Annotated in this window: 27 protein-coding genes; 13 read left to right on the top strand and 14 right to left on the bottom strand. The window is 71.2% G+C overall.

The window, feature by feature from the left end:
- Window positions 1–56: 56 nt before the first annotated feature.
- The 8 genes from ACZ4M8_RS20115 (at window position 57) to ACZ4M8_RS20150 (ending at window position 4478) form a co-directional block, all read left to right on the top strand.
- A complete protein-coding gene (locus tag ACZ4M8_RS20115; RefSeq protein WP_467609214.1) occupies window positions 57–1331 on the top strand; it encodes an LCP family protein in 1275 nt (424 codons plus the stop codon).
- Between the two features lie 350 nt (window positions 1332–1681).
- Window positions 1682–1915 carry a hypothetical protein gene (locus ACZ4M8_RS20120; protein WP_467609216.1) on the top strand — a complete coding sequence of 78 codons (234 nt, stop codon included), beginning with the start codon at window positions 1682–1684 and terminating at the stop codon, window positions 1913–1915.
- The gene (locus tag ACZ4M8_RS20125) at window positions 1896–2420 is read left to right on the top strand and encodes a DUF6879 family protein (RefSeq protein WP_467609218.1); all 525 of its coding nucleotides are present in this window, start codon (window positions 1896–1898) and stop codon (window positions 2418–2420) included. Before ACZ4M8_RS20120 ends, ACZ4M8_RS20125 begins: the two co-directional genes overlap by 20 nt.
- Window positions 2421–2437: 17 nt before the next feature.
- Complete coding sequence (locus ACZ4M8_RS20130; RefSeq protein WP_467609220.1) at window positions 2438–3286, top strand: helix-turn-helix domain-containing protein; 849 nt, start codon at window positions 2438–2440, stop codon at window positions 3284–3286.
- Between the two features lie 86 nt (window positions 3287–3372).
- The gene (locus ACZ4M8_RS20135) at window positions 3373–3567 is read left to right on the top strand and encodes a hypothetical protein (protein WP_467609222.1); all 195 of its coding nucleotides are present in this window, start codon (window positions 3373–3375) and stop codon (window positions 3565–3567) included.
- Complete coding sequence (locus ACZ4M8_RS20140; protein WP_467609224.1) at window positions 3567–3764, top strand: hypothetical protein; 198 nt, start codon at window positions 3567–3569, stop codon at window positions 3762–3764. Before ACZ4M8_RS20135 ends, ACZ4M8_RS20140 begins: the two co-directional genes overlap by 1 nt.
- 385 nt (window positions 3765–4149) lie before the next feature.
- On the top strand, window positions 4150–4284 hold the full coding sequence (locus ACZ4M8_RS20145) for a hypothetical protein (protein ID WP_381699091.1): 135 nt from the start codon (window positions 4150–4152) through the stop codon (window positions 4282–4284).
- A gap of 5 nt (window positions 4285–4289) precedes the next feature.
- Window positions 4290–4478: a hypothetical protein gene (locus tag ACZ4M8_RS20150; RefSeq protein ID WP_399090064.1), complete on the top strand. Its 189-nt coding sequence runs from the start codon at window positions 4290–4292 to the stop codon at window positions 4476–4478.
- Window positions 4479–4539: 61 nt separating this feature from the next.
- On the opposite strand, the gene ACZ4M8_RS20155 is transcribed toward ACZ4M8_RS20150, so the two are convergent.
- Window positions 4540–4791: a hypothetical protein gene (locus tag ACZ4M8_RS20155; RefSeq protein WP_467609226.1), complete on the bottom strand. Its 252-nt coding sequence runs from the start codon at window positions 4789–4791 to the stop codon at window positions 4540–4542.
- Window positions 4792–4899: 108 nt separating this feature from the next.
- Complete coding sequence (locus tag ACZ4M8_RS20160) at window positions 4900–6072, bottom strand: acyl-CoA dehydrogenase family protein (protein ID WP_467609227.1); 1173 nt, start codon at window positions 6070–6072, stop codon at window positions 4900–4902.
- Window positions 6073–6321: 249 nt separating this feature from the next.
- Here ACZ4M8_RS20160 and ACZ4M8_RS20165 point away from each other — a divergent pair, with 249 nt between their 5' ends.
- Window positions 6322–7662 (top strand): UDP-glucose dehydrogenase family protein, encoded by a 1341-nt coding sequence (locus ACZ4M8_RS20165; RefSeq protein WP_467609229.1) that lies wholly within the window; start codon window positions 6322–6324, stop codon window positions 7660–7662.
- Window positions 7663–7826: 164 nt separating this feature from the next.
- On the top strand, window positions 7827–8198 hold the full coding sequence (locus tag ACZ4M8_RS20170) for a VOC family protein (protein ID WP_467609231.1): 372 nt from the start codon (window positions 7827–7829) through the stop codon (window positions 8196–8198).
- Window positions 8199–8372: 174 nt separating this feature from the next.
- Here the strand turns inward: ACZ4M8_RS20170 and ACZ4M8_RS20175 are convergent, their stop codons facing one another.
- The 3 genes from ACZ4M8_RS20175 to ACZ4M8_RS20185 are packed head-to-tail and all read right to left on the bottom strand — an operon-like array spanning window position 8373 to window position 11253.
- Window positions 8373–9563 carry a dipeptidase gene (locus tag ACZ4M8_RS20175; RefSeq protein ID WP_467609232.1) on the bottom strand — a complete coding sequence of 397 codons (1191 nt, stop codon included), beginning with the start codon at window positions 9561–9563 and terminating at the stop codon, window positions 8373–8375.
- The gene (purE, locus tag ACZ4M8_RS20180) at window positions 9563–10105 is read right to left on the bottom strand and encodes a 5-(carboxyamino)imidazole ribonucleotide mutase (protein ID WP_467609234.1); all 543 of its coding nucleotides are present in this window, start codon (window positions 10103–10105) and stop codon (window positions 9563–9565) included. Before purE ends, ACZ4M8_RS20175 begins: the two co-directional genes overlap by 1 nt.
- Window positions 10102–11253 (bottom strand): 5-(carboxyamino)imidazole ribonucleotide synthase, encoded by a 1152-nt coding sequence (locus tag ACZ4M8_RS20185; RefSeq protein WP_467609235.1) that lies wholly within the window; start codon window positions 11251–11253, stop codon window positions 10102–10104. The genes purE and ACZ4M8_RS20185 overlap by 4 nt, the downstream gene beginning before the upstream one ends.
- Before the next feature lie 249 nt (window positions 11254–11502).
- On the opposite strand from ACZ4M8_RS20185, the gene ACZ4M8_RS20190 reads away from it, so the two are divergent.
- Entirely contained in the window at window positions 11503–12045 is a 543-nt protein-coding gene (locus ACZ4M8_RS20190; RefSeq protein WP_467609237.1) for a GtrA family protein, read from the top strand.
- Between the two features lie 51 nt (window positions 12046–12096).
- Here the strand turns inward: ACZ4M8_RS20190 and ACZ4M8_RS20195 are convergent, their stop codons facing one another.
- Together ACZ4M8_RS20195 and ACZ4M8_RS20200 are read right to left on the bottom strand one after the other, a co-directional pair.
- The gene (locus ACZ4M8_RS20195) at window positions 12097–13344 is read right to left on the bottom strand and encodes an ATP-binding protein (RefSeq protein WP_467609239.1); all 1248 of its coding nucleotides are present in this window, start codon (window positions 13342–13344) and stop codon (window positions 12097–12099) included.
- Between the two features lie 98 nt (window positions 13345–13442).
- Window positions 13443–14123, bottom strand: coding sequence for a response regulator transcription factor (locus tag ACZ4M8_RS20200; RefSeq protein WP_030282226.1), 681 nt, complete (start codon window positions 14121–14123; stop codon window positions 13443–13445).
- Window positions 14124–14599: 476 nt separating this feature from the next.
- Between ACZ4M8_RS20200 and ACZ4M8_RS20205 the strand changes: the two genes are divergently transcribed.
- Entirely contained in the window at window positions 14600–16129 is a 1530-nt protein-coding gene (locus ACZ4M8_RS20205; RefSeq protein ID WP_467609241.1) for a peptide MFS transporter, read from the top strand.
- Window positions 16130–16303: 174 nt separating this feature from the next.
- Here ACZ4M8_RS20205 and ACZ4M8_RS20210 read toward each other — a convergent pair whose 3' ends face one another.
- From ACZ4M8_RS20210 to ACZ4M8_RS20235, 6 genes are all read right to left on the bottom strand, one after another.
- A complete protein-coding gene (locus tag ACZ4M8_RS20210; RefSeq protein ID WP_467609243.1) occupies window positions 16304–17704 on the bottom strand; it encodes a hypothetical protein in 1401 nt (466 codons plus the stop codon).
- Entirely contained in the window at window positions 17704–18810 is a 1107-nt protein-coding gene (locus ACZ4M8_RS20215; RefSeq protein ID WP_467609245.1) for a hypothetical protein, read from the bottom strand. The genes ACZ4M8_RS20210 and ACZ4M8_RS20215 overlap by 1 nt, the downstream gene beginning before the upstream one ends.
- On the bottom strand, window positions 18807–19721 hold the full coding sequence (locus tag ACZ4M8_RS20220; protein WP_467609247.1) for a COG1470 family protein: 915 nt from the start codon (window positions 19719–19721) through the stop codon (window positions 18807–18809). Before ACZ4M8_RS20220 ends, ACZ4M8_RS20215 begins: the two co-directional genes overlap by 4 nt.
- 106 nt (window positions 19722–19827) lie before the next feature.
- The gene (locus ACZ4M8_RS20225; protein ID WP_467609249.1) at window positions 19828–20538 is read right to left on the bottom strand and encodes an LPXTG cell wall anchor domain-containing protein; all 711 of its coding nucleotides are present in this window, start codon (window positions 20536–20538) and stop codon (window positions 19828–19830) included.
- Between the two features lie 257 nt (window positions 20539–20795).
- The gene (locus ACZ4M8_RS20230; RefSeq protein ID WP_467609251.1) at window positions 20796–21296 is read right to left on the bottom strand and encodes an ATP-binding protein; all 501 of its coding nucleotides are present in this window, start codon (window positions 21294–21296) and stop codon (window positions 20796–20798) included.
- A 168-nt stretch (window positions 21297–21464) separates the two neighbouring features.
- The gene (locus ACZ4M8_RS20235) at window positions 21465–21839 is read right to left on the bottom strand and encodes an STAS domain-containing protein (protein WP_399090019.1); all 375 of its coding nucleotides are present in this window, start codon (window positions 21837–21839) and stop codon (window positions 21465–21467) included.
- Between the two features lie 249 nt (window positions 21840–22088).
- Here ACZ4M8_RS20235 and ACZ4M8_RS20240 point away from each other — a divergent pair, with 249 nt between their 5' ends.
- Complete coding sequence (locus ACZ4M8_RS20240; protein ID WP_467609253.1) at window positions 22089–23039, top strand: RNA polymerase sigma factor SigF; 951 nt, start codon at window positions 22089–22091, stop codon at window positions 23037–23039.
- A 124-nt stretch (window positions 23040–23163) separates the two neighbouring features.
- Here ACZ4M8_RS20240 and hutI read toward each other — a convergent pair whose 3' ends face one another.
- Window positions 23164–24333, bottom strand: a complete 1170-nt coding sequence (gene hutI / locus ACZ4M8_RS20245; RefSeq protein WP_467609255.1) for an imidazolonepropionase — start codon at window positions 24331–24333, stop codon at window positions 23164–23166.
- Window positions 24334–24362: the final 29 nt, after the last annotated feature.

Here is a 24362-nt window from a genome sequence, read left to right on the forward strand (position 1 = left end):
TGCGAACCCGCCCCCGCCCTGTAAGACCCCGCACCGCGCCAGGCACACTCCTTCCTATGAATGAGTGGCACGGGAACGGATCCTCCCGCGACCGGCGCGGGTACGGGCACGGCAGCGGCAGCGCCCAGCCGGAAGGCGCGCGCGCCATGCCGCAGGTACGGCGGGACGCCGGCCCCGGCTACGGCCGTGCCGAGCCGCCGCTGCCCCCGGACATGAGTCCGCGCCGCGGCACCGTCCCCCCGCAGCAGTCGCAGGGCTACGACGACCGCGACGGGTACAACACCGGCCAGGTCTACGGCGGTGGCGGCCCCCGCGGCCCGCAGCAGGGCGGCCACGACGCCCGGCCGCGCCCGAACTGGGGCCGCCGCATCAAGTGGACGGTGCTCACCGTCGTCGTGGTCTTCGCGGTCGCCTCCGTCGCCACGTACTTCTGGGCCGACGGCAAGCTGCGCCGCGAGGTGGACCTGAGCAAGGTCATCGACCGGCCCGCGGAGGGCGACGGCACCAACTACCTGATCGTGGGCTCGGACAGCCGCGAGGGCATGACCGCGGACGACAAGAAGAAGCTCCACACCGGGTCGGCCGAGGGCAAGCGCACCGACTCGATGATGATCCTGCACGACGGCAGCAACGGCCCCACGCTGATCTCGCTGCCGCGCGACTCCGGCGTGGAGATACCGTCCTTCATCGGCTCCGAGTCCGGTAAGAAGTACCCGGCCACCGGCCGCCGCACCAAGCTGAACGCGGCGTACGCCATGGACGGCGCCGCGCTGCTGGTGCGGACGATCGAGTACAACACCAAGCTGCACATCGACCACTACGTCGAGATCGGCTTCGCCGGCTTCGCGAACATCGTGGACGCGATCGGCGGGGTGGAGCTGGACATCCCCAAGGCGTTCAAGGACAAGAACTCCGGCTCCGACTTCCAGGCGGGCAAGCAGACCCTCAACGGCAGTCAGGCGCTCGCCTTCGTCCGCGCCCGCCACGCCTTCGCGCAGGAGGACCTGGCGCGCACCAAGAACCAGCAGAAGTTCCTCGCCGCGCTCGCCAGCCAGGCTGCGGCGCCGGGCACACTGCTCAACCCCTTCCAGCTCTACCCGACGCTCGGCGCGGGCCTGGACACCGTCATCGTCGACAAGGACATGAGCCTGTGGGACCTGGGCAACATGTTCTTCGCGATGAAGAGTGTCAACAGCGGCGAGGGCACCTCGCTGAACATGCCGATGTCCGGTATCACCAACGGCTTCGTCATGTGGGACACCGCCAAGGTCCAGCAGCTCGTCCAGCAGCTCAACAACGACGAGAAGGTCACCGTCACCGACGGTCAGTGACCCGCGCAACCCGCACGACAACGACGGCCCCCGGCGAACACGCCGGGGGCCGTTCACGTGCGGCGACTCCCTACGGCAGGTTCCTCGCCATCACGATCCGCTGGACCTGGTTGGTGCCCTCGTAAATCTGGGTGCTTTACGGAAATTACCGCTCTGACCTGCGCGAACGCCCCCTTCAGGGGGTGCCTCCCCAGCATTTCCCCATGATCACTCGTACGTGGATGTCATCGCCGCTGGACACCCCAGGGACGCTCACGTTGACCAGAAGGAACCCGCCCTCTTGACCACAGCCACCTCGGGGCGTGAGGGTCGTGCAACAGACTGCAACGCACTCGACAGCGGAGGTCGGCATGGCGCTACGGTTCGTCGGTAAAGATCCAGAGTCCGGGGATCACGGCTCTCCGGCCGTGTGGGTCGATGAGGGCACGAGGGATCTCCTCTTCCAGGGATGGAAGGCGGACGAGCAGACCACGCGGGAAAGCTCGGTGGATGTTCCGATCCTCGACCACGAAGCAGTGATCCGGGTACCGAGGCGGATGCTCCCGCTTCTCAGGGAGGCACTTGATGTCGCAGAGCTTGACTAGCTTTGCTGACCTGCTCCGTGCGGCTGAAAGGTCAGCCGTCCATCTGGAGATGCGCGACGCCTACGGCGCAGAGAACGAGATCGAAGGGTTCGCGGCGTGGAGGGAGGGGCACCGCCTCAACCCCGACGACCGCGACTCGTGGTGGCGGCCGTGGCTCGACCTCGTGCAGGAGGTCACGAACAAGGGAGTGGTGATGCGCCGCGCCCGAATCGTCTCCGAACCGCTGAGCGACTACATCCGCTTTGAGCACTCGGGAACGTTCACGAACGTCGCTGCCGGGGAGCAGATCCGCTGGCTGCCTCGGCGCCACGCATCAGATCTGGCCCTGCCCGGAAATGACTTCTGGCTGTTCGACGGGCGGTTGGTTCAGTTCAATATCTTTGATGGGTCCGGGCAGTGGGTCCACACCGACCAGACCGAAGACCCTGCCGTTGCTCAGCTCTGCGCCTCGGCGTTCGAGGCTGTGTGGGAGCGCGCCATCCCACACGAGAAGTACAGCGTCTAACTCAGGCCGGCCGGTTCATGTCCTCGTCCCCGCTCTCCAGCGCCCAAGCGGCGCGCGCCGCTGTAGCAACCCGGTTGCAAAGCATCATGAAGGACGCCGGGCTCACGGGGAATGAACTGGCCGCCCGGTGCGGCTGGCACAAGTCCAAGTCCTCGCGGATCGCCCGTGGCAAGACTCCGCCCTCAGACGCGGATATCCGGGCCTGGTGCACGGCCTGTGATGCTGACGATCAGGTCGCCGACTTGATCGCAGCCTCACGCAACGCTGAGTCCATGTATGTGGAGTGGCGGCAGATCCACCGGGACGGGATGCGCCGGATTCACGAACAGACGGTGCCCCTCTACCAACGGACCCGCACTTTCCGCGTCTACGCATCCAATGTCGTACCGGGGATGCTCCAGACGGCCGAGTACGCCACTGGCCTTCTACGGTCCATCACGCACTTTCAGGGAACGCCGGACGACGTCTCAGACGCCGTACAGGCTCGGCTGAACCGCTCCCGCGTCGTGCGGGAAGGGGACCATCGCTTTGCGCTGCTCCTGGAGGAAGCTGTCCTCTATTACCGCGTCAGCGACGACGCGGCGCTGGCGGGCCAACTCGGCTACCTGCTGTCGGTCATGGCTCAGCCCAACGTCTCATTGGGTGTGATCCCGCTCGACGCCCGGCGTGCGGCCTGGCCGCTGGAAGCGTTCTACGCCTTCGACGATGCCCAGGTGGCGGTGGAGACGCTGACGGCAGAGATCAATCTGACGGCCCCCGGCGAGATCCGAACGTATCTGAAAGCCTTCGGCGAACTGTCGAAGATTGCTGTACGAGGCCCAGAAGCTCGCGCCTGCATCACAAGGGCCATCGACTCCCTTGGATGAATCTGTGCAACCGCGTGCAACTTCCTGGGGGTTGATTCGCTGACGTCCCTAGCGTGGTCATCACACGGACGACGCGGAGGGACAGCATGAGCCAGCCGAAGACGTACCCGAGTGAACTGGTGGAGCTGCCGTTGCGGCTGGACCTGGAGCCGGTCCCCGTGGAGGGCTGCGCGGGGTGTGTGGAGCTGGCGAACGTACGGGACCGGGCGCGGGCGGGCCGCGACTGGACCACGGTGTCGGACTGCAACGTCTTCCTGCGGCGTCACCCGGAGGGCCACTGATGGTGACGGTTGACGACATCGGTGAGCGGGGCGAGGACGGCTCGGGAAGAGTCGGCATCCTGCGGGATGTGATCCCTGATTGGGAGGACCCGGCCGAGCTGCCCCAGAAGCGCCGCAAGCAGCCGACCGCTTTCATCTGGCCCGAACGCGGTGGCAAGGAATGGATGGCGCCGCCCGCCTCCGTATCCCGGACCTGAGAATTCCGGCGTCCTGCTACCCCGTGGCAGACAGCCGGAGAGTCCCCCGATCGGACAAGCCGTCGAGTACGGGCAGACGTGCCCGGCCTGAGCTGACGGGCCCAGGCTCTCGCCCCGATCCACCCCTTCACTGGGGTGCTGCCCTGAGCAGTGAGGGCAACCGCTTCGGACTCAGGGAAGCCGAAGCGCCCACAGACTCCGTCCCTGCCGGACGACACCGAATTGGGCTCCCCCTGTACCCATTCGAGAATCCCGGCAGGGGCGGTGCAAGCCCCCGCCCGATCGCTCAGTTACCGGACAGCCTGGCGGCCGGGACGGGTTGCACGACGACGCGGGGACCGATTCCCCGTTTCGCCTCAGCCATCGATCTAGGGAGCAGGCCAGAATGGGTAAGCAGAACGAGGACGAGTGGGACCCGTACGCCAACCAGGGCCAGGCGACCGACCCTGACACCCGTGTCTCTCAAAACGGGGACGTGCACAGCAGCATGGCCGACGACGAGGACCGCGAAGGGAAGTAAGGCCCGTGATCCACGGCGAGAACCTGGCGAAAGACCTGCGACGTGATCACGGCTTCATTCACGTCGGACGCACCAGGGACGGTAAGGCCGTGGTCATGCGCAAGCGCGACAAGTGGACCGTGGTCCCCCTGCGCTGGCTCACCGAAGACGCGGTGAACACCATCAAGGCTCAGGCCGGGATCAGCCTCGTGTAGGTCCCAAGCAAAAGAACGCCCCCACCGAATGGTGGGGGCGTTCTCGGTTTGATTCGAGCGATCAGAGCAGAGCGCGGAACGGGTTGTCGGCCAGAGCGGGAACGGGAGCAGCCGACCGCTTCACCGGTTCGGGCACCGGGGCCGGGCGGTAGGCGGCCATCTGCACGACCGTGGCCCGCTTCACATGACGCTCCGGTTCGGCCGGCATCGGCTCCGTGACAGTTTTCCCCAGCTCTGCGTGTTCGGAATCGTCACCGCGGAGCGTGAAAACGGTGGCCGGTCGGCCGGTCTTCCCCGACCGTTCGACGGTCACCGCGATTCCCGGAAGTTCCTTGACCTCAGCGGCCGTCGCCCCGACGTACGGGAGCACCGGAGGAAGTGGCCCGTCCTCCGTGCAGTTCGATCCGGGCTCGGACCTTGTCTACGGCAGGTTCCGCGCCATCACGATCCGCTGCACCTGATTCGTGCCCTCGTAAATCTGCGTGATCTTGGCGTCGCGCATCATGCGCTCGACCGGGTAGTCGCGGGTGTAGCCGTAGCCGCCGAGGAGCTGGACGGCGTCGGTGGTGATCTCCATGGCGGCGTCGGAGGCGTAGCACTTGGCGGCGGCGCCGAAGAAGGTGAGGTCCTCGTCCTTGCCGCCGGCGGCGATGCGCTCGGACTTCGCGGCGGCGGCGTAGGTCAGCTGGCGGGCGGCCTCGACCTTCATCGCCATGTCGGCGAGCATGAACTGCACGCCCTGGAAGTCGCCGATCGGCTTGCCGAACTGCTTGCGCTCACGGACGTAGCCCTTGGCGTAGTCCAGCGCGCCCTGGGCGATGCCGAGCGCCTGTGCGGCGATGGTGATGCGGGTGTGGTCGAGGGTCTTCATCGCGGTGGCGAAGCCGGTGCCCTCGGCGCCGATCATGCGGTCGGCGGGGATGCGGACGTTGTCGAGGTAGACCTCGCGGGTCGGCGAGCCCTTGATGCCGAGCTTCTTCTCGGGGGCGCCGAAGGAGACGCCCTCGTCGTCCTTCTCGACGACGAAGGCGGAGATGCCCTTGGAGCGCTTCTCCGGGTCGGTGACGGCCATGACCGTGTAGTACTCGGAGACGCCGGCGTTGGTGATCCAGCGCTTCACGCCGTTGAGGACCCAGAAGTCGCCGTCGCGTACGGCCTTGGTCTTCATGCCCGCCGCGTCCGAGCCGGCGTCCGGCTCGCTCAGGCAGTACGAGAACATCGCGTCGCCCTTGGCCAGCGGGCCGAGGTACTTCGCCTTCAGCGCCTCGGAGCCGGAGAGGATCACCGGGAGCGAGCCGAGCTTGTTGACCGCCGGGATCAGCGAGGACGAGGCGCAGACCCGGGCGACCTCCTCGATGACGATGACGGTGGCGAGCGCGTCGGCGCCGGCGCCGCCGTACGCCTCGGGGACGTGGACGGCGTGCAGGTCGTTCGCGGTGAGCGCGTCACGCGCCTCCTGCGGGAAGCGGGCCTCCTCGTCCACGGCGGCGGCGAACGGTGCGATCTTCGCCTCGGCGAGGGCGCGCACCGACTCCCGGAGCATGTCGTGCTCCTCCGACGGCCGGTACAGATCGAAATCAGCGGTTCCCGCCAAGGTTTCTCACTCCCCTGAGAGCTGAGCTAACTACCGTTAAGTAACCCTTATCTTCTCCGGATTCTATGGGTCCCGCACCGGCAGCGGGGCGTGAGGTTTACGACAGGGAGCGGATTCTCGCCATGGCCGGTGGCCGCCGGTCGCCCGGAGCGGCCCGACTATGCTCGGTCAGCGCCTTTTCACCCGTCCGTCACCGACCCGCACCCCGACATCCCGGCGCGCCGCGCCGAAACCTGGTTTGGAGCACCCATGGCCCTCAAGATCACCGTGATCGGCACCGGTTACCTCGGCGCCACCCACGCCGCCGCCATGGCCGAACTCGGCTTCGAGGTGCTGGGCCTGGACGTCGTCCCCGAGAAGATCGAGATGCTGCGGCGCGGCGAGGTCCCGATGTACGAGCCGGGACTGGAGGAACTGCTGCGCCGCCACATCGCCGGTATCGAGGGCTCCACCGGCCGGCTCCGCTTCACCACCTCCTACGAGGAGGCCGGGGCCTTCGGCGATGTCCACTTCGTCTGCGTGAACACCCCGCAGAAGCACGGTGAGTACGCCTGCGACATGTCGTACGTCGAGAGCGCCTTCGCCTCGCTCGCGCCGTATCTGGACCGTCCGGCGCTGGTCGTCGGCAAGTCGACGGTGCCGGTGGGCAGCGCGGCGCGGCTGGCGCGGCTGCTGGCGCGCGAGGCGCCGGCGGGCGAGGCGGCGGAGCTGGCGTGGAACCCGGAGTTCCTGCGTGAGGGGTTCGCCGTCGACGACACCCTCCACCCGGACCGGATCGTCGTCGGTGTGGCGAGCGAGCGGGCCGAGGCGGTCCTGCGGGAGATCTACGCGAAGCCGGTCGCCGAGGGCTCGCCCTTCGTCGTCATGGACTATCCGACGGCCGAGCTGGTGAAGACCGCGGCCAACTCCTTCCTGGCGACGAAGATCTCGTTCATCAACGCCATGGCGGAGGTCTGCGAGGCGGCCGACGGCGATGTGGTGAAGCTGGCCGAGGCGATCGGGCACGACGAGCGGATCGGCAAGAAGTTCCTGCGCGCCGGGGTCGGCTTCGGCGGCGGCTGCCTGCCCAAGGACATCCGGGCGTTCATGGCCCGCGCCGGTGAACTGGGCGCGGACCAGGCGCTGACGTTCCTGCGCGAGGTCGACTCGATCAACATGCGGCGCCGCGGCCACATGGTCGAGCTGACCCGGGACGCGGTCGGCGGCTCCTTCCTCGGCAAGCGCGTCGCGGTCCTCGGCGCCACTTTCAAGCCGGACTCCGACGACGTCCGCGACTCCCCCGCCCTCAACGTCGCCGGCCAGATCCACCTCCAGGGCGGGCAGGTCACCGTGTACGACCCGAAGGGCATGGAGAACGCCCGGCGGCTGTTCCCGACGCTGGGCTACGCCGACAGCGCGCTGGAGGCGGTGCGCGGCGCGGACGCGGTGCTGCACCTGACGGAGTGGCGGGAGTTCCGGGAGCTGGACCCGGCGGTGCTGGGCGAGGCGGTCACCGCCCGCCGCGTCCTCGACGGCCGCAACGCCCTCGACCCGGAGCTGTGGCGCAAGGCCGGCTGGACCTACCGGGCGCTGGGCCGGCCGCAGGCGTAGCCCTCCCCCCGTCGTGCCGCCCGGCCGGGCCCGCTTCCGGCCGGGCGGACGTGCTCCGGGCGGCGCGCCGGTGGCGGAACGCGGGAATCGCCGGACGTGCCCGGCGCGAGCCGCCATCATGCAGTGACGCAGATATCCGTTGACGTCACCGAGGAGGTAACGCCATGGCCCTGATCGAGCTGGGCGTCGTCGCACTGGACTGCCCCGACTCCCGGGCGCTCGCCGCCTTCTACGCCGAGCTGCTCGGCTGGCAGGTGGCGGACGAGGACGGTGACTGGGTCGAGGTCGCCGGGCCGCAGGGCAGGACACTCGCGTTCCAGCAGGTGGCGGGGTACCGGCCGCCGCAGTGGCCGGGCCAGGAGCATCCGCAGCAGCTCCACCTCGACTTCGACGTACGGCGGGCGGACGCCGAGGCGGCCCAGGAGAAGGCGCTCGCACTCGGCGCGAAGCTGGTCCAGCAGGACGACGCCCGGCAGAACTGGCGGGTCTACCTGGACCCGGCCGGGCACCCGTTCTGCTTCTGCTTCCGGGACTGAGCGCCGCTCCCCGACCGGCCGGGACGGGAGACGGCCGGTGGCCCGGCACCGCGCCGGGCCACCGGGCACCGCCTGCCCGCACCGCCGGACACGGAAGAACGCCCCGGCGGGCCGCCGTCCATGACGGGGCCCGCCGGGGCGTTCCCGGTGCTCCGGGCGGTCGCGGACCGCCGCTCAGCCGTCCAGTTGCTCGATCGTGGCGATCGACTCCGGGCGGCGGGCCTGCTCCGCGCGGGCGACGTCCTCGGCGTCCCGCAGGGTGCGGACCGCGTTGCGCCAGGTCAGCTTGGCCAGGTCGGCGGTGGACCACTTGCGGTCCAGCAGTTCCGTAAGGAGGTTCGGGTAGCTCGCCACGTCCGTCAGGTCGGACGGGGTGAAGGCGGTGCCGTCGTAGTCGCCGCCCAGCCCGATGTGGTCCACGCCGGCGACCTCCCGCATGTGGTCGAGGTGGTCGGCGACGGTCGCCGCGGTCGCCTCCGGCATCGGGTGCGCCGCCTGGAACGCCCGCTGCACCGCCATCGCCTCGGGGGTGGTGTCGAGGTGGTGGAAGCCGTGGGCCCGCATGTTCTCGTCGGCCCGCAGCACCCAGGGGGCGACCTCGGGGTGGACGAACTTCGGGACGAACGTCGCCATCGCGGTGCCGCCGTTGGCGGGCAGCCGCTCCAGGACGTCGTCGGGGATGTTCCGCGGGTGGTCGCAGACGGCGCGGGACGAGGAGTGCGAGAAGATCACCGGCGCGGTGGAGACCCGCAACGCGTCCCGCATCGTCGTGGCCGCGACGTGCGAGAGGTCGACGAGCATGCCGAGGCGGTTCATCTCCCGCACGACCTCCTCGCCGAAGGCGCTGAGCCCGCCCGCGCGGGGCTCGTCCGTCGCGGAGTCCGCCCAGGCCAGACTGTCGTTGTGGGTGAGCGTCATATAGCGGACGCCCAGCCGGTACAGCGCCCGCAGCGTGGCCGGCGAATTGTTGATGGAGTGGCCGCCCTCGGCGCCCATCAGGGAGGCGATGACGCCGTCGGCGCGCGCCGCCTCCATGTCGTCGGCGGTGAAGGCGAGCCGCAGCGCCTCGGGGTAGCGCGCGGCCATCCGCCGCACCACGTCGATCTGTTCGAGGGTGGCGCTGACCGCCGTGTCGCCCGCGAAGTCGGCGCGGACGTACACCGACCAGAACTGCGCGCCGACGCCGCCGGCCCGCAGCCGCGGGATGTCGGTGTGCAAGAACTCCGACTGGTCACCGGCGATGTCGCGGCGGTCCAGGTCGTACCCGGCCTGGGTGCGCAGCGCCCAGGGCAGGTCGTTGTGGCCGTCGACGACGGGGTGCTCGGCGAGCAGCGCGGCGATCCGCGGATCCCGCGCGGCGGCCATCACTTGCTCCCGAAGCCGAAGCCGGCCGGGGAGGCGACCTTGTTCCGCAGCCGCTTGCCCTTCTCGGTGGCCTGGTCGTTCAGCTCCTGCTGGAACTCCCGCATCCGGCCGAGCAGCTCCTCGTCGTGGGCGGCGAGCATCCGCGCGGCGAGCAGCCCGGCGTTGCGCGCGCCGCCGACGGAGACCGTCGCGACCGGCACCCCGGCGGGCATCTGCACGATGGAGAGCAGCGAGTCCATGCCGTCGAGGTACTTCAGCGGCACCGGCACGCCGATGACCGGCAGCGGCGTGACGGAGGCGAGCATGCCCGGCAGGTGGGCGGCTCCCCCGGCGCCCGCGATGATCGCCTTGAGGCCGCGCCCGGCGGCCTCCTCGCCGTACGCGATCATCTCGTGCGGCATCCGGTGCGCGGAGACGACATCGACCTCGTAGGGGATCTCGAACTCGTCGAGCGCCTTGGCGGCGGCTTCCATGACGGGCCAGTCGGAGTCCGAACCCATGACGATGCCGACGACGGGACTGCCGGGGGAGTGGGAGCTCATTCGGTGATCGTTCCTCGCAGATAGCCGGCGGCGTGCGCGGCGCGCTCACGCACGTCGGCCAGATCGTCGCCGTAGGTGTTGACGTGGCCGACCTTCCGGCCGGGCTTCACGTCCTTTCCGTACATGTGGATCTTCAACTGCGGATCGCGTGCCAGGCAATGGAGGTACGCGGAGTACATGTCCGGGTAGTCGCCGCCGAGGACGTTGGCCATGACCGTCCACGGGGCGCGCGGGCGCGGGTCGCCGAGCGGGAGGTCGAGGACGGCGCGGACGTGGTTGGCGAACTGCGAGGTGATCGCGCCGTCCTGGGTCCAGTGCCCGGAGTTGTGCGGGCGCATCGCCAGCTCGTTGACGAGCACCCGCGGCTCACCGTCGGGACCCGCGACCTCGAACAGCTCGACCGCGAGGTGGCCGACGACGCCCAGCTCCGCCGCGATCCGCAGCGCCATCTCCTGGGCGCGCGCCGCGAGGTCGGCGTCCAGACCGGGCGCCGGGGCGATGACCGTGTCGCAGACCCCGTCGACCTGGATGGACTCCACGACCGGGTACGCGACGGCCTGGCCGTGCGGCGAGCGGACCACGTTGGCGGCCAGTTCGCGGGTGAAGGGGACCTTCTCCTCCGCCAGCACCGGCACTCCGGCGCGGAACGGTTCGGCCGCCTCCTTGGAGGAACGTACGACCCAGACGCCCTTGCCGTCGTAGCCGCCGCGGACGGTCTTGAGGATCACGGGAAAACCGTCACCCTCCGCCGCGAACGCCTCCACATCCGCCGGATCGGCGACGATGCGGTGCCGCGGGCAGGGCACGCCCAGCGCGTCCAGTCTCGCCCTCATCACCCCCTTGTCCTGGGCGTGCACGAGCGCGTCGGGGCCGGGGCGTACGGGGATGCCGTCCGCCTCCAGCGCCTTCAGGTGCTCGGTGGGTACGTGCTCATGATCGAAGGTGATCACATCGCAGCCACGGGCGAAGGAGCGCAGCGTGTCCAGGTCGCGGTAGTCGCCGATGACGACATCGCTGACCACCTGGGCCGCCGAATCCTGCGGGGTGTCGCTGAGGAGCTTGAACTTGATGCCGAGGGGGATGCCCGCCTCGTGGGTCATACGGGCGAGCTGACCGCCACCGACCATGCCGACTACCGGGAACGTCACGCCCCCAGCGTATCCGTACGGACGTGCCACCCCGACGGCGGGGATTTGGAGGATCATCCGAGGACGGGTGCCGCTCCCGCCTTCCACCGGCGGCGATGTGCGGAGCGTGATCCTCCGTAGCGCTGCGGGGTGTGCGTCGTCGCACGCGTGCGCGCCGGGCGGAGCCCCGGAAACGCTGGTTAGCATGAGGGGCGGTCCGGGGAAGACCGGCCGGGCCGGCCGCCACCGACAGGGAGCAAGACGATCACCATGAGTGAACGGAGCGCGCTGCGGTCGCGGCTGGAGGCGCTCCTGCGGGAGGTCGCCAAGTTCGGTGCCGTCGGCGGCGCCGGTGTGATCGTGAACTTCGCGGTCTTCAACCTCGTCCGGCACCTGACCGAGCTGCCCGTCGTCCGGGCCAGCGTCGTCGCGACGGTCGTGGCCACCGGCACCAACTACCTCGGCTACCGCTACTTCACCTACCGCGACCGCGACAAGCAGGGCCGCACCCGCGAACTCTCGCTCTTCCTGCTGTTCAGCGTCGCCGGCCTGATCATCGAGAACGGCATGCTCTACGCGGCGACGTACGGCTTCGGCTGGGACACCCCGTTGCAGAGCAACGTCTTCAAGTTCCTCGGCATCGGCGTCGCCACCCTCTTCCGCTTCTGGTCGTACCGCACCTGGGTCTTCCGCACGCCGGGCACCACGGCGACCGGGGACGCCGGGGAGCTGCCGGACACCGCGGACGCCGGCGCCCGCCGGCGTCACGACCGCGAACGGCAGCCGCAGGCGTACGGCGCCCCGCGCGGGTAGGGCCGCCGGACCGCTTCCCGGGAACGGCGCCCCGCTCCGCCCTCCGTCCGCTCAGCCCTCCGTCTGCTCGGCCTCCCGGGCCAGGAAGAGGGCGAAGACCGGCGGGTGCTGCTGGAGCAGTTCGAGCCGTCCGCCGTCGGCCTCCGCGAGGTCGCGGGCGACCGCGAGGCCCAGACCTGTGGAGTTGCGGCCGGAGACGGTCCGTTCGAAGACCCGTGAGCCGAGGTCGGCGGAGACGCCGGGGCCCGCGTCGGTGACCTCCACCACCGCCTGATTGCCGGTGACGCGGGTGCGCAGCGCGACGGTCCCGTCGCCGTGCATCAGGGAGTTCTCGATCAGGGTGGCGAGCACCTGCGCCACCGCGCCCGGGGTGCCGACGGCCCGCAGGCCCTTCTTGCCGGAGCGGACGATGGAGCGGGCGGCGCTGCGGTAGGCGGGCCGCCACTCCTCGACCTGCTGTTTGACGATCTCGTCGAGGTCGAAGGCGACGGCGGAGCCGGAGCGCGGGTCCCGGGAGTTGGTGAGCAACCGCTGGACCACGTCGGTCAACCGCTCGACCTGGGTCAGCGCGATGGTCGCCTCCTCCTTCACCGTCTCCGGGTCGTCGGTGAGCGTGATCTCCTCCAGCCTCATCGAGAGCGCGGTCAGCGGGGTGCGCAGCTGGTGGGAGGCGTCGGCGGCCAGTCGCCGTTCGGCGGTGAGCATCCGGGCGATCCGCTCGGCGCTGGCGTCCAGCACATCGGCGACCCGGTCCAGCTCCTGGACGCCGTAGCGGCGGTGGCGGGGGCGCGGGTCGCCGGAGCCGAGGCGCTCGGCGGTCTCGGCGAGGTCGGTGAGCGGGGCGGTGAGCCGGTGGGCCTGGCGGATGGCGAGACCCACCGCGGCGACGATCGCCAGCAGCGCCACCGCCAGGATGACCAGCAGGGTGCGGCCGATCTCCTCGTTGACGGTGGCGCGGGACTCCTGGACGGTGACCTGCTCTCCGCGGTCGCCCGTCATCTGCGACTGGATGACGTCACCGGCGGGCCGGGTGCCGATCTCGATCGGCGGCTTGCCGGGCACCTTGATCCGGGCGTAGCGGTGGACGGTGATCTGCTCGGAGAGCGCGTCCGGGGTGATCTTCTCGCCGCTGCCGATCCGGCTCTCGACGATGCCGACCAGCCGTACCGCCTCGGACGCCACGCTCTCCTGGGCGCCCGCCTGGATGGTGCGGGTCTCGACGACGACGAGCGAGAGGCCGAAGACGGCGATCACGACGAGCACCACCGCGAGGGTGGAGTTGATCAGGCGGCGGCGCACGGTGCCCTCCGGGCGGGGTTGCGGTGGTCTGTCTCGGCGTCCCGCCCGGCGAGGGCCTGTCCGGGCCCGAGCACGTCAGCTCGTCCCGTCCGGGTGCGTCAGCTCTTCTCGAAGCGGAAGCCGACGCCCCGGACGGTGGCGATGTAGCGCGGGTTGGCGGCGTCGTCGCCGAGCTTCTTGCGGAGCCAGGAGATGTGCATGTCGAGGGTCTTCGTCGACGACCACCAGGTGGTGTCCCAGACCTCCCGCATCAGCTGATCGCGGGTGACGACCCGGCCGGCGTCGCGCACCAGCACCCGCAGCAGGTCGAATTCCTTGGCGGTGAGCTGGAGTTCCTCGTCGCCCATCCACGCGCGGTGCGATTCGACGTCGATACGGACGCCGTGGGTGGCGGGCGGCTGCTGCGGTTCGGCGGTGGAGCCGCGCCGCAGCAGCGCCCGGACGCGGGCCAGCAGCTCGGCGAGGCGGAAGGGCTTGGTGACGTAGTCGTCGGCACCGGCGTCCAGACCGACGACGGTGTCCACCTCGTCGGCGCGGGCGGTCAGCACCAGGATGGGGAAGGAATGACCTTCGTTGCGCAGCCGGCGGGCGACCTCCAGGCCGTCCATGCCGGGCAGTCCCAGGTCGAGCACGACCAGATCGATGTGGTCCTGGAGACCGGCGTCGAGCGCCGTGGGTCCGTCCTCGCGCACCTCGACTTCGTAACCCTCGCGGCGCAGTGCGCGGGCGAGCGGCTCCGAGATGGACGCGTCATCCTCGGCGAGCAGTACACGGGTCATGGCCCGATGGTAGTCCGATGCGCTGTGGCCAGGGGGAGAGCGGGGCGGACGGGACGACATGTGCGACAGGGGACCGTAGGGGTTTCCCGACCCGCCGGAATGGTTCCCCGAGACGAATGTGAGCGTTGTCTCACCCCTCCCAACGCCGGTCGAACGGGACGTATGGTGGGCCGACGTCCATCGCACAACCGCCGGGGCCCTCGGCACCTCACGGGTGCCTTCGGTCCCCAAGTTGTGTGCGGGGTCGCGGTACACCGCGTCCGGCACACAGCGATTGACCTGTCGACCGGGTCCGCCGCGCCAGAAGTACGGGGGGCGTGGAAGGCGGTGTACGACCGTCCCGCCGACGCCGCCCCGGGTGGCGTCGATCCCCTCGGACGTGGGGTGCGGGCAAGGTCTACGCCGGTGCCGGTCACCACCCCCACCGGGCGCGTGACGTTCGACCCTCGCGTCCCGAGCAGACCAAGGAAGCACCCATGGCGTCCAGCCTGACGAAGGACGCCGCCCCGCAGGGGAACCCTGCATCGGGCGGTAAGACCTTCTTCGGCCACCCCCGCGGACTGGCCACTCTCTTCATGACCGAGATGTGGGAGCGTTTCAGCTTCTACGGCATGCGGGCCCTTCTCGTGCTGTACCTGATCTCCGGCGGCACGGACGCCAAGCCCGGGGCCCAGGGCGGCGGTCTGGCCATGACGATGGCCACGGCATCGGCCATCTACGCGGTCTACCTCGCGATGGTCTACCTGCTCGCGATGCCCGGCGGCTGGTTCGCCGACCGCGTCTGGGGCCCGCGCAAGACGGTGATCATCGGCGGCTGCGTCGTGATCCTCGGCCACCTGACGCTGGCGGTGCCCGGCACGGCGATGTTCTTCGCCGGTATGGCACTGGTGGCACTCGGCTCCGGCCTGCTGAAGGCCAACATCTCGACGATGGTCGGCCACCTCTACGACGGTCCGCAGGACCCGCGCCGTGACGGTGGCTTCACGATCTTCTACATCGGCATCAACCTCGGTGGCTTCCTCGCCCCGCTGGTCGTCGGCACCATCGGCCAGAGCATCAACTGGCACCTCGGCTTCGCGACCGCCGCTGTCGGTATGGGTCTGGGCCTGATCCAGTTCATCATCGGCACCCGGCACCTCTCGCCGACCAGCTCCACCGTGCCGACCCCGCTCTCCGTCCAGGAGCGCAACTCCTGGCTGCGCAAGGGCCTGATCTGGCTGGCCGTCGCCGCCGTTTTCTACGGCATCGTCATCGGCACCGGCACCTTCACCCTGAACTGGGCGCTCATCCCGATCGCGCTGCTCGGCCTGATCATCCCGATCTCCGTGCTGGCGCGGATCAAGCGCGACAAGGACCTGACCTCCGAGGAGCAGACGAAGGTCAGCGGCTACATCTGGTTCTTCGTCGCCGCCGCCGTCTTCTGGATGATCTTCGACCAGGCCGGCTCCACGCTGAGCGGCTTCGCCGAGAAGAACACCGCCGACTCGATCTTCGGTCTGCACTTCCCGTCGACGTGGTTCCAGTCCGTCAACCCGCTCTGGGTGATGGCGCTGGCCCCGGTCTTCGCCTGGATGTGGCTGGCGCTGGCCAAGCGCCTCAAGGAGCCGAGCACCACGATCAAGTTCGCCATAGCCATGGTGATGATCGGCATCTCGTACTTCGTCTTCATCGTCCCGATGGGGATGTCGTCCGACGGCACGAAGGTCAGCCCGATGTGGCTGCTCATGGTCTACATGATCCAGACCATGGGTGAGCTGTGCCTCTCCCCCGTCGGCCTGTCGGTCACCACCAAGCTGGCGCCGGAGAAGTACGCCAGCCAGATGCTGGGTGTCTGGTTCCTCGCCGTCACCGCGGGCGACTGCATCGTCAGCCTGCTCTCCACGGCCGGTGCCGACCTGAGCGGTGTGGGCGTCCTCGCCGCGGAGGCCGGGCTGGCGGTCCTGGCGGGTATCGCGATCTGGCTGAACCGCAAGAAGATCATGGCGCTCATGGGCGACGTGCGCTGACCCGTCCCCGCACGCGCTGAGGCGTTCCCCGTACGCCCCGAGGGCCCGGCACACCACGTTCGGTGTGCCGGGCCCTCGCGCGTGCGGTGCCCGGACGGTGCCCGCGTACGGCCGTGGTCCGGTCGTACGCGGGCGGGTCCGCGGTATGCGGCGGGTTTTCCCGGTACCGGCCGGTCAGCGGCGGGCCCGGCGCCGCGGGGCGGCGAGCAGCAGGGCGCCGCCGAGCAGCAGCACGGTGCCGGCGAAGAGGCCGAGGGCGGTCAGAGCGCCGTGGTCGCTCGCACCGGTGTCGGCGAGGCCGCCGGGGGCACCGCCCGCCGTGGCCGCGCCGCCGGTGGAGCCGGACGCCCCGGACGCCGCTCCGGCCGAGCCGCCGGAGGCGCCGCCGGGCCGGGCCGCGGTGTCCAGCGTCAGGGACGCGCCGGGGTCCTTCTCCGGGGTGCAGGTGGTGGTCGTCCCCAGGGCGTTGACGGTCAGCACGCCGGGGGTCAGGGTCGTACGGCCGGTGGCGCCCGGGGTGTAGACGCCCTTGAGGTCGGGGATCTCGATGGGCTGTCCGGACTTGATGGGCGCGGCGTTGGCCGGGCCCTCGACCTTGACGGTGCCCTTGTCCGCACCGCCCAGCGCCACCGCCATCGACGGTTTCACCGAGCCCTCGGGGATGTCCGCCGGGCTGTCCATCACGGACTTGGCGAACTTCACCGTCAGGTCGTAGCCGCCGCCCTTCGCCACCGCGTCGATCCGCACCGGCGAGGTGGCCTTCTTGTCGCCGATCGGCGTCTTGCAGGCGTACGGCACCTGCACCTGCTTCCCCTGGTGCGCGGTGCCGTCGGGCTCACCGCCGGAGCCACCGGAGGAGCCACCGCCGCTCCCGCCGCCGGAATCAGAGCCTCCGGTGCCGGTGCCGCCGTCCGTACCGCCCGTGGATGTACCACTCGTTGTGCCACCCGACGTGCCACCGGACGAGGCGCCGCCCGCGGCTGTTCCCCCGGAGCCGCCGGTCGAGGCGCCGCCGGAACCGCCCGAGCCGTCCGTCACCTTGACCGTGACGGCCGGTGCCACCTCCTCCTTCGGGACGCACTCGGTGTCCGTGGAGATCGGCTTGTTGACGTTGATGGTGTACGCGCCGGGCGTCAGCGTCACCTCGCCCGGCTTCGTGAGCTTCAGCGTGCCCTTCATGTCCGGCAGCACCATCGGGCTGTTCTTCGGGATCGGCGGATTGCTCCGCGGCCCCTTCATCGCCAGCTCACCGACCTGCGCCCCGGCCAGCCGCACCACACCGGACGGCTGCACGGTGTCCTTGCCCAGGTCGAGGACGTCGGGGTTCTTCGAGGCGGCGGCGACCGTCTTCCACACCACCTCGATCTCCTCGCCGACCTTCGCGGTGGCCGGTGCGCTCAGCGCCACCTCGGTGGTGCCCTCGACCGGCGGCAGCCCCGAGATCGGTGGCGGGGTGCACTCCGTGCGGTACGCGGCGTCCGCCGCCCGCGCGAGCGGCGCCGTGGCCACCAGCCCCGCGCCCGCGAGCAGCAGTGCGGCCCCGGCGGCCACCCCCGCTCTCCTTGGTTGCCTCATCACGATGCCCCTTCCGCTGTCGGTGGTGCGGTGGATGTGGACGCGGACGGTGCGGTGTCCGGGGTGTACCAGGGCAGCGCGGCCGGGCGGTCCGCCGGTGCGGTCCCCCCGTCCCGGCCGCCACGCAGGGGGCGCGGACGGGCGCGGAGCCGGCCCGGCGCGCGGGGCCAGCCGCCTCCGTGGGCGGGCCCGGTGGTACGCGGCGCCGCCGCGGTCCGCGGCCGTACCCGGTCGACGACGGCCATCCCGGCGCGGAAGACGACGGTCGCCGCCACCAGGCAGAGCAGCACCCGAAAGAGCGTCACCCCCCACGGCCGTCCGACGTCCCACGCCTGCTCGACCAGCAGCTTCCCGCCGTACGTCGCGGAGATGCGGTAGTCGCCGTGGGCGCCGGCCGCCAACTCCACGTCCAGGGCGACGCGGGCCTTCTTCCCGGCGGGCACGGTGCCGCGCCACTGCCGGTCCTCCCACTCGGGCGCGAACACGCCGTGCGCGGTGCCCACCTTGAAGACCGGGTCCGTCGCCGGTCCCGCTCCGGTGTTGCCGACCGTGAAGGTCAACCGGCGCCGCGGCGGCGCGCCGAACCAGGTCAGCAGGGTGTCGCCGCCGGCCAGCTCAGGCCCGGAGACCACCGCGAGACGGGCGCCGGTCTCCTGTTCCGGCAGCGGGGCGACGGGGTGCCCGGCCACCGCGAACGGCACATCGTCGGCGGCCGCCGCCCCGGTCACGGCCGCCACATGCACCACACAGGGGCAGGGCTTGGGCGGCTCCGCCACCGGCAGCGTCCTGCGGAACGTCCCCCGGGCGTCGGTGGTGACCGTCCGCCCGTCGCCGTTGGCGCAGGAGTTGGTGCCGCCGATCATGTTCTGGCCGCAGATCAACAGGGTGAGCAGCGTTTTCGGCCGCCAGCCGCGCCCGGAGACGGTCACCGTGCCGCCGGCCCCGGCCTGCCCGGTGGAGACCTCGGCGGTGGGCGCCCCAGTGGACGGTGCCGCCACCGCGGGCGACGCGCCGGGCAGCAGCCCCGCACCCAGGACGAGAACGGCGGCGGCCACCCGCAGCGGCCACCCCCGCGCGGCGGCGCGGCGCACCGCTCCCCCGGTCACGGTCGGTCTCCCACGCGCGTCAACTCCCTTGTGCCATCGGTGGGTTGATCCTCGGTTGCGGTACGTCCGGTACGGCGCCGCCGACGCCACAGCGCGCCGCCCGCACCCGCGGCGACGGCGAGCGCACCCACGCCGAGCACGCTCCGGGACACGGGCGCGTACCCGGCGCGCGCCGAGGCGTACGCGCCCCCGGCGGCGGTGGCGGTGAGGGTGACGTCCACGGAGTCCAGCGCGGGCGGATCGGCCCAGGGCTCGGTGCGCCGGACCCGCTGCCCGGGGGCGAGCGCGAGCGGCAGCGCGCGGGCCTCACGCCGCAGCGCGGTCCCGAAAGCGCCGTCGGCCCGTACCGCGAGCCGCGGCCTGAGCACCGTCGTACCGCGGTTGACCAGCGTGTACCGGATCTCCGCGCCGCCGCCGCGCCGGACGACGGCGACCTCCTCGACGGTCAGCGCGGCGAGGGCGGGCCCGGTCACCCGCAGCCGGACGGGGACGGTGCGCCCGCCCCCGGGCCCGTCGGCGCGGAGCGCGGCAGTGCGCTCCCCGGGCGCGGCGCCCCGGGGCACGGTGACGGTGAACGGCACCGCCGCCCGGGTCCGCGCCGGAATCCGCACCCGGTCCTCGGCGGGCGCGAGCCATCCGGCGGCGTCCCCGCCCGCGGCGGCGCGCAGCCGGACGGTGACGGGGCGCCCGGAGGGGTTGGTCACCGCGATCCGGTCACCGAGGACGGCGCCGGGCGCGCCCTCCAGATAGCAGAACGTCCGCCCGTCCCCCGCCGGACGGCTCCCGGCGCCGGGCGCGGGTGCGGCCGTCCAGCCGGGCCGGGCATCGGCCGCGGCGGCGCCCGGCGGCCCCCACGCCGCCGCGGCGAGCGTCGCCAGCGCCACCAACGCGCCTCGGGTACCCAACGGCATCGGCTGCTCCCGGTGCTCGTGCGCGAACAGGAGGGGCGGCGCGGTCCGGGCGCGCCCCGGGGCCGGGCGGGCGCCGTCCGGAAGCCGGGCGGCACCGCGCCCCGGATCAGGCGGCGCGGCGGCGGCCGAGCCAGAGCGCCCCGGCCGCCCCGGCGAGCAGGACGGTGCCGCCGAAGGTCCCGAGGGCGACGGCGGAGTCAGCGGGCCCGGTCTGCGGCAACTGCCCGCCACCGGACGCGCCGCCCGACGCGCCCGAGCCCGACGCGCCGCCGGAGGAGCCCGAACCGCCCTTGACGTCCAGGCTGAGCGACGGCTTCGGGCTGTTGTCCGGGGTACAGGTGGTCGTGGTCCCGAGGGCCTTGATCGTCAGCTTGCCCGCCGTGAACGTCACCTTGCCGCTCGCCTTGGGCGTGTACGTCCCGCTCAAATCGCTGATCTTGATGGGGGTGTTGGCCGGGATGGCTTGGTCGTTGGGCGGACCGGTCACCGGCACCGTCCCGCTGTCCGCACCGCCCAGCTCGATGACGGCGGACGGCTTCATGGCCCCCTTGCCCAACTCGACGGGGCTGGACGAGACGCCCTTCTGGAAGGACATCACGAGCTGGTACCCGCCCCCGCTCGGGGTGCCCTTGATGTCGATGGGCGAGACCGCGCCCTTGTTCCCGATCGGTGTCCTGCACTGGTAGTTGACGTCGACGACCTCGGCGTGCGCGGCCGGCGCGGAGAGCAGCACCGTCGCCCCGGTCAGCGCCGCGGCGACGGCGGGCCGGGCCGCGCGGCCGGGGCGCCGGATGTGCGGTACGTGGAAGCGGGCCACCTCTCGTTCCCTTCTCCCGGGTCCAGGGGCGCGGCGGGGCCGTGCGGGCCACGGGCCCGGCGGCGGGCCCCGCACCGCCCCTGGGCGCCGCCCCGTTCTACTGACGGCGCATCAGATGGGTGGCTCAAGGTACGCCGGGGACCGCGAAGGGGGAAGGCACAGCGCGGGGCGGATCGGGGCGGAACGCACGGAGGGCGCGGACCCTCGGTCCACGCCCTCACCTCCCGCCGGCGGACGACCGCGCCGTCCGTCACCGCTCAGGACGGGGCGGCCAGTTCGGCCCAGACTGTCTTCCCGGCACCGTCGGCGTTACGGACCACGCCCCAGTCCAGGCAGAGCCGCTGCACGATGAACATGCCGTGCCCGCCCGGACGCCCCGCGCGGTGCGGGGTGCGCGGCGCGGGCGATCCGGCGCCGAGGTCGCTGACCTCCAGGCGCAGCACCTTGGCGGTGCAGCGCAGCCGCAGCTCCTCGGGCCCCTCGGCGTGCAGGCAGGCGTTGGTGACCAGCTCGGAGACGACCAGCAGGACGTCCTCGGCGGCCGCGCGCTGGTCGGCGGTGGCGGCCGGCAGCCAGCCCCAGTCCTGAAGGGCCTCGCGGGCGAAGTCCCGGGCGCGCGCGACGGCCCCCCGGGCGCCGCTCAGGCGCAGCCTGCGGACCTGGCCGACCGGGGCGGCGGCCGGCGCGACGGCGGAAGCACCGGCGCCGCCCGGCTCCGGGCCGAGGTCGCCCGGCGGGTACGGCCGGGTGGTGCTCATCAGCGCTTCACCTCACCGATTCGCCTTTTCACGGAAAACGGATAACTGACAGATTCAACGGATTCAGATGTCTCCTGCCCGACCGGACCGTGAGAACACCCACTTCTTTGATACGGAAGTTGTGACGCGGACTACGTGCCCGGAATGCCATCCTCCGGGCCGCCCTCGTCACCCTTGGTCGGCCAGCGCCGCATCGAGTGAGTCGTGCACCGTGAAAACCGCCTCCGCGCCGGTGATCTCGAATACGCGGGCCACCACGGGCTGCATCGCGACGAGATGGACCCCGCCGCCCGCGGCCTCCGCCGTCAGGCGGGCCCCGAGCAGGACGTTGAGCCCGGTGGAGTCCATGAATTCCAGGGGTTCGCAGTCGACCACGAGGCGGGCGTACCCCTCTTCCACACACCCCTCCAGCGCGTCGCGCAACAGATCGGCGGTGTGGTGATCCAGCTCACCCGCCGGCGTCACGACCGCGCTGGCGCCGTGATGCCGGATCGCGACGTGAAGCCGGCCCCGGCTCGCACTGCCGACCGTCCCGCGGTCCATGCGCGCGCACCCCTCTTGCTGTCTCGACGTCGTTTGCCTATGACTGCGCTCATTCGAACCCTACGCCTTCGCTTCACACAGGGGTAGCCGAACAATCCTCATATAACACCAAATACGGACATCGCGTACTTGCCATCTTCCCGCAAAGCCAGGTAGGCGTAGATGCAGACACATTCACCACGGCCGGCTTCGGAGGCGCCGCACACCGCAGCTTCACGTAGAGGCATCGGCAGCCATATGCCGAGAACGATGGAGGAGACCATGTCACCCCGGCTCGACGAAATGCGCACCGACGACACCCGGCAGCACACCTCGTCGACACCCCCGTCCGACCCGTCCGGGCAGATCCCTTCCCAGCCGGCCACCGCCGAACCCGAATTGACCGCGGTGCCCGAGATCGACGGACTGCCCGAGATCCCGCCGTTCGACGAGGTGGGCCCGGTCGACGCGAGGGCCTTGTCCAAAACCCTCTTCGAGCGGCTCGAATCGCTCGAAGAAGGCACCCACGAATACGCCTACGTCCGTAACACCCTGGTCGAACTCAACCTCGCCCTGGTCAAGTTCGCGGCCTCCCGGTTCCGTTCCCGCAGTGAACCGATGGAGGACATCGTCCAGGTCGGCACGATCGGTCTGATCAAGGCGATCGACCGTTTCGAACTCAGCCGCGGCGTCGAGTTCCCGACGTTCGCGATGCCGACGATCGTCGGCGAGATCAAGCGTTTCTTCCGTGACACCAGCTGGTCGGTGCGCGTACCGCGGCGGTTGCAGGAACTCCGCCTCGACCTCGCGAAGGCCGGCGACGAACTGGCGCAGAAGCTGGACCGCGCGCCCACCGTCGGCGAACTGGCCGAACGCCTCGGCATCTCCCGGGAGGAGGTCGTGGAAGGCATGGCGGCGAGCAACGCGTACACCGCGAGTTCGCTCGACGCCCAGCCCGAGGAGGACGACAGCGAAGGCGCGCTGGCGGACCGGATCGGCTACGAGGACCACGGACTCGAAGGCATCGAGTACGTCGAATCCCTCAAGCCGCTGATCGCCGAACTCCCGCCGCGCGACCGGAAGATCCTCTCGCTCCGCTTCGTCGCCAACATGACCCAGTCCGAGATCGGCGAGGAGTTGGGCATCTCCCAGATGCACGTCTCCCGGCTGCTCTCGCGCACCCTGGTGCGGCTGCGCAAGGGCCTGATGATCGACGAGTGAGACACCCGCGGTCGCCACCGGTCCACCGGCCGGTGCCCGCCCGCGCGAAGGAGGGCCTGCCCCGGGCGACTCGGGGCGGGCCCTCCTCCGTGTCCGGGGCCGCCAGGGGCCCCTGTGACGCCGCTCAGACCACCCGGACGCCCTTGTGCCAGACACCGGACACCAGCGGGACGCCGGGCCGGTAGGCGAGGTGGACGTGTGAGGGCGCGTCCAGCAGCGTGAGGTCGGCGCGCGCGCCGGGGGCGATCCGGCCGACGTCGGTGCGGCGCAGCGCCCGCGCGCCGCCCGCCGTCGCGGCCCAGACCGCCTCGTCCGGCGTCATCCCCATGTCCCGTACGGCCAGGGCGATGCAGAACGGCATCGACGAGGTGAAGGACGAGCCGGGGTTGCAGTCCGTGGAGAGCGCGACACTCGCCCCGGCGTCCAGGAGGCGGCGCGCGTCGGGCCAGGTGGCGCGGGTGGAGAACTCCGCGCCGGGCAGCAGCGTCGCGACGGTGGCGGAGTTCGCCAGCGCGTCGACATCGGCGTCGGTGAGGTGGGTGCAGTGGTCGGCGGAGGCCGCGTCCAGCTCCACGCCGAGCTGCACACCGGGCCCGTAGGACAGCTGGTTGGCGTGGATACGGGGGAGCAGACCGCGCTCCTTGCCCGCGGTGAGGATGGCGCGGGCCTGGTCGCCGTCGAAGGCGCCCTTCTCGCAGAAGACGTCGATCCACCGGGCGTGCGGGGCGCAGGCGTCCAGCATCGGGCCGGTGACGAGGCCGACGTAGCCGGCCGGGTCGTCGGCGTGGTCGGGCGGGACGATGTGCGCGCCGAGGTAGGTGACCTCGTCGGTGTGTTCGGCGGCGATGCGCAGCGCGCGGGCCTCGTCCTCGACGGTCAGGCCGTAGCCGGACTTGGTCTCGAAGGTGGTGGTGCCCTGGCGCAGCGCCTCGGCCATGTAGCGGGCGACGTTGGCGGAGAGCTGGGCGTCGGTGGCCGCGCGGGTGGCGGCGACGGTGGTGCGGATGCCGCCGGCCTCGTAGGGGCGGCCGGACATCCGGGCGTTGAACTCCTCGGTGCGGTCGCCGCCGAACACCAGGTGGGAGTGGGAGTCGACGAAGCCGGGCAGCGCGGAGCGGCCGTCCGCGTCGACGGCGTTGTCAGTGGCGGGTGCTTTGCTGGACGGACCGACCCAGGCGATGCGGTCGCCGTCGATGACGACGGCCGCGTCCTGGATCAGACCGAGGGGGCCTTCGCCGAGGGAGGGGTCGTTGGTGACGAGCTGGGTGAGGTGGGTCAGGGCGGTGGTGCTCATCGCGGGGGTGTTCTCCTTCGTCCGCTGGG

This window comes from Streptomyces sp. NPDC027185, from assembly GCF_055567035.1.

Coding starts and splice junctions, on each gene's coding strand:
- ACZ4M8_RS20135 (WP_467609222.1), top strand. CDS start 3,373: ATGAGCCAGCCGAAGACGTACCCGAGTGAACTGGTGGAGCTGCCGTTG.
- ACZ4M8_RS20235 (WP_399090019.1), bottom strand. CDS start 21,839: ATGGACCGCGGGACGGTCGGCAGTGCGAGCCGGGGCCGGCTTCACGTC.
- ACZ4M8_RS20170 (WP_467609231.1), top strand. CDS start 7,827: ATGGCCCTGATCGAGCTGGGCGTCGTCGCACTGGACTGCCCCGACTCC.
- ACZ4M8_RS20125 (WP_467609218.1), top strand. CDS start 1,896: ATGTCGCAGAGCTTGACTAGCTTTGCTGACCTGCTCCGTGCGGCTGAA.
- ACZ4M8_RS20140 (WP_467609224.1), top strand. CDS start 3,567: ATGGTGACGGTTGACGACATCGGTGAGCGGGGCGAGGACGGCTCGGGA.
- ACZ4M8_RS20200 (WP_030282226.1), bottom strand. CDS start 14,123: ATGACCCGTGTACTGCTCGCCGAGGATGACGCGTCCATCTCGGAGCCG.
- ACZ4M8_RS20210 (WP_467609243.1), bottom strand. CDS start 17,704: ATGAGGCAACCAAGGAGAGCGGGGGTGGCCGCCGGGGCCGCACTGCTG.
- ACZ4M8_RS20115 (WP_467609214.1), top strand. CDS start 57: ATGAATGAGTGGCACGGGAACGGATCCTCCCGCGACCGGCGCGGGTAC.
- ACZ4M8_RS20120 (WP_467609216.1), top strand. CDS start 1,682: ATGGCGCTACGGTTCGTCGGTAAAGATCCAGAGTCCGGGGATCACGGC.
- ACZ4M8_RS20230 (WP_467609251.1), bottom strand. CDS start 21,296: ATGAGCACCACCCGGCCGTACCCGCCGGGCGACCTCGGCCCGGAGCCG.
- ACZ4M8_RS20240 (WP_467609253.1), top strand. CDS start 22,089: ATGGAGGAGACCATGTCACCCCGGCTCGACGAAATGCGCACCGACGAC.
- ACZ4M8_RS20220 (WP_467609247.1), bottom strand. CDS start 19,721: ATGCCGTTGGGTACCCGAGGCGCGTTGGTGGCGCTGGCGACGCTCGCC.
- ACZ4M8_RS20145 (WP_381699091.1), top strand. CDS start 4,150: ATGGGTAAGCAGAACGAGGACGAGTGGGACCCGTACGCCAACCAGGGC.
- ACZ4M8_RS20190 (WP_467609237.1), top strand. CDS start 11,503: ATGAGTGAACGGAGCGCGCTGCGGTCGCGGCTGGAGGCGCTCCTGCGG.
- hutI (WP_467609255.1), bottom strand. CDS start 24,333: ATGAGCACCACCGCCCTGACCCACCTCACCCAGCTCGTCACCAACGAC.
- ACZ4M8_RS20175 (WP_467609232.1), bottom strand. CDS start 9,563: ATGGCCGCCGCGCGGGATCCGCGGATCGCCGCGCTGCTCGCCGAGCAC.
- ACZ4M8_RS20165 (WP_467609229.1), top strand. CDS start 6,322: ATGGCCCTCAAGATCACCGTGATCGGCACCGGTTACCTCGGCGCCACC.
- ACZ4M8_RS20130 (WP_467609220.1), top strand. CDS start 2,438: ATGTCCTCGTCCCCGCTCTCCAGCGCCCAAGCGGCGCGCGCCGCTGTA.
- ACZ4M8_RS20205 (WP_467609241.1), top strand. CDS start 14,600: ATGGCGTCCAGCCTGACGAAGGACGCCGCCCCGCAGGGGAACCCTGCA.
- purE (WP_467609234.1), bottom strand. CDS start 10,105: ATGAGCTCCCACTCCCCCGGCAGTCCCGTCGTCGGCATCGTCATGGGT.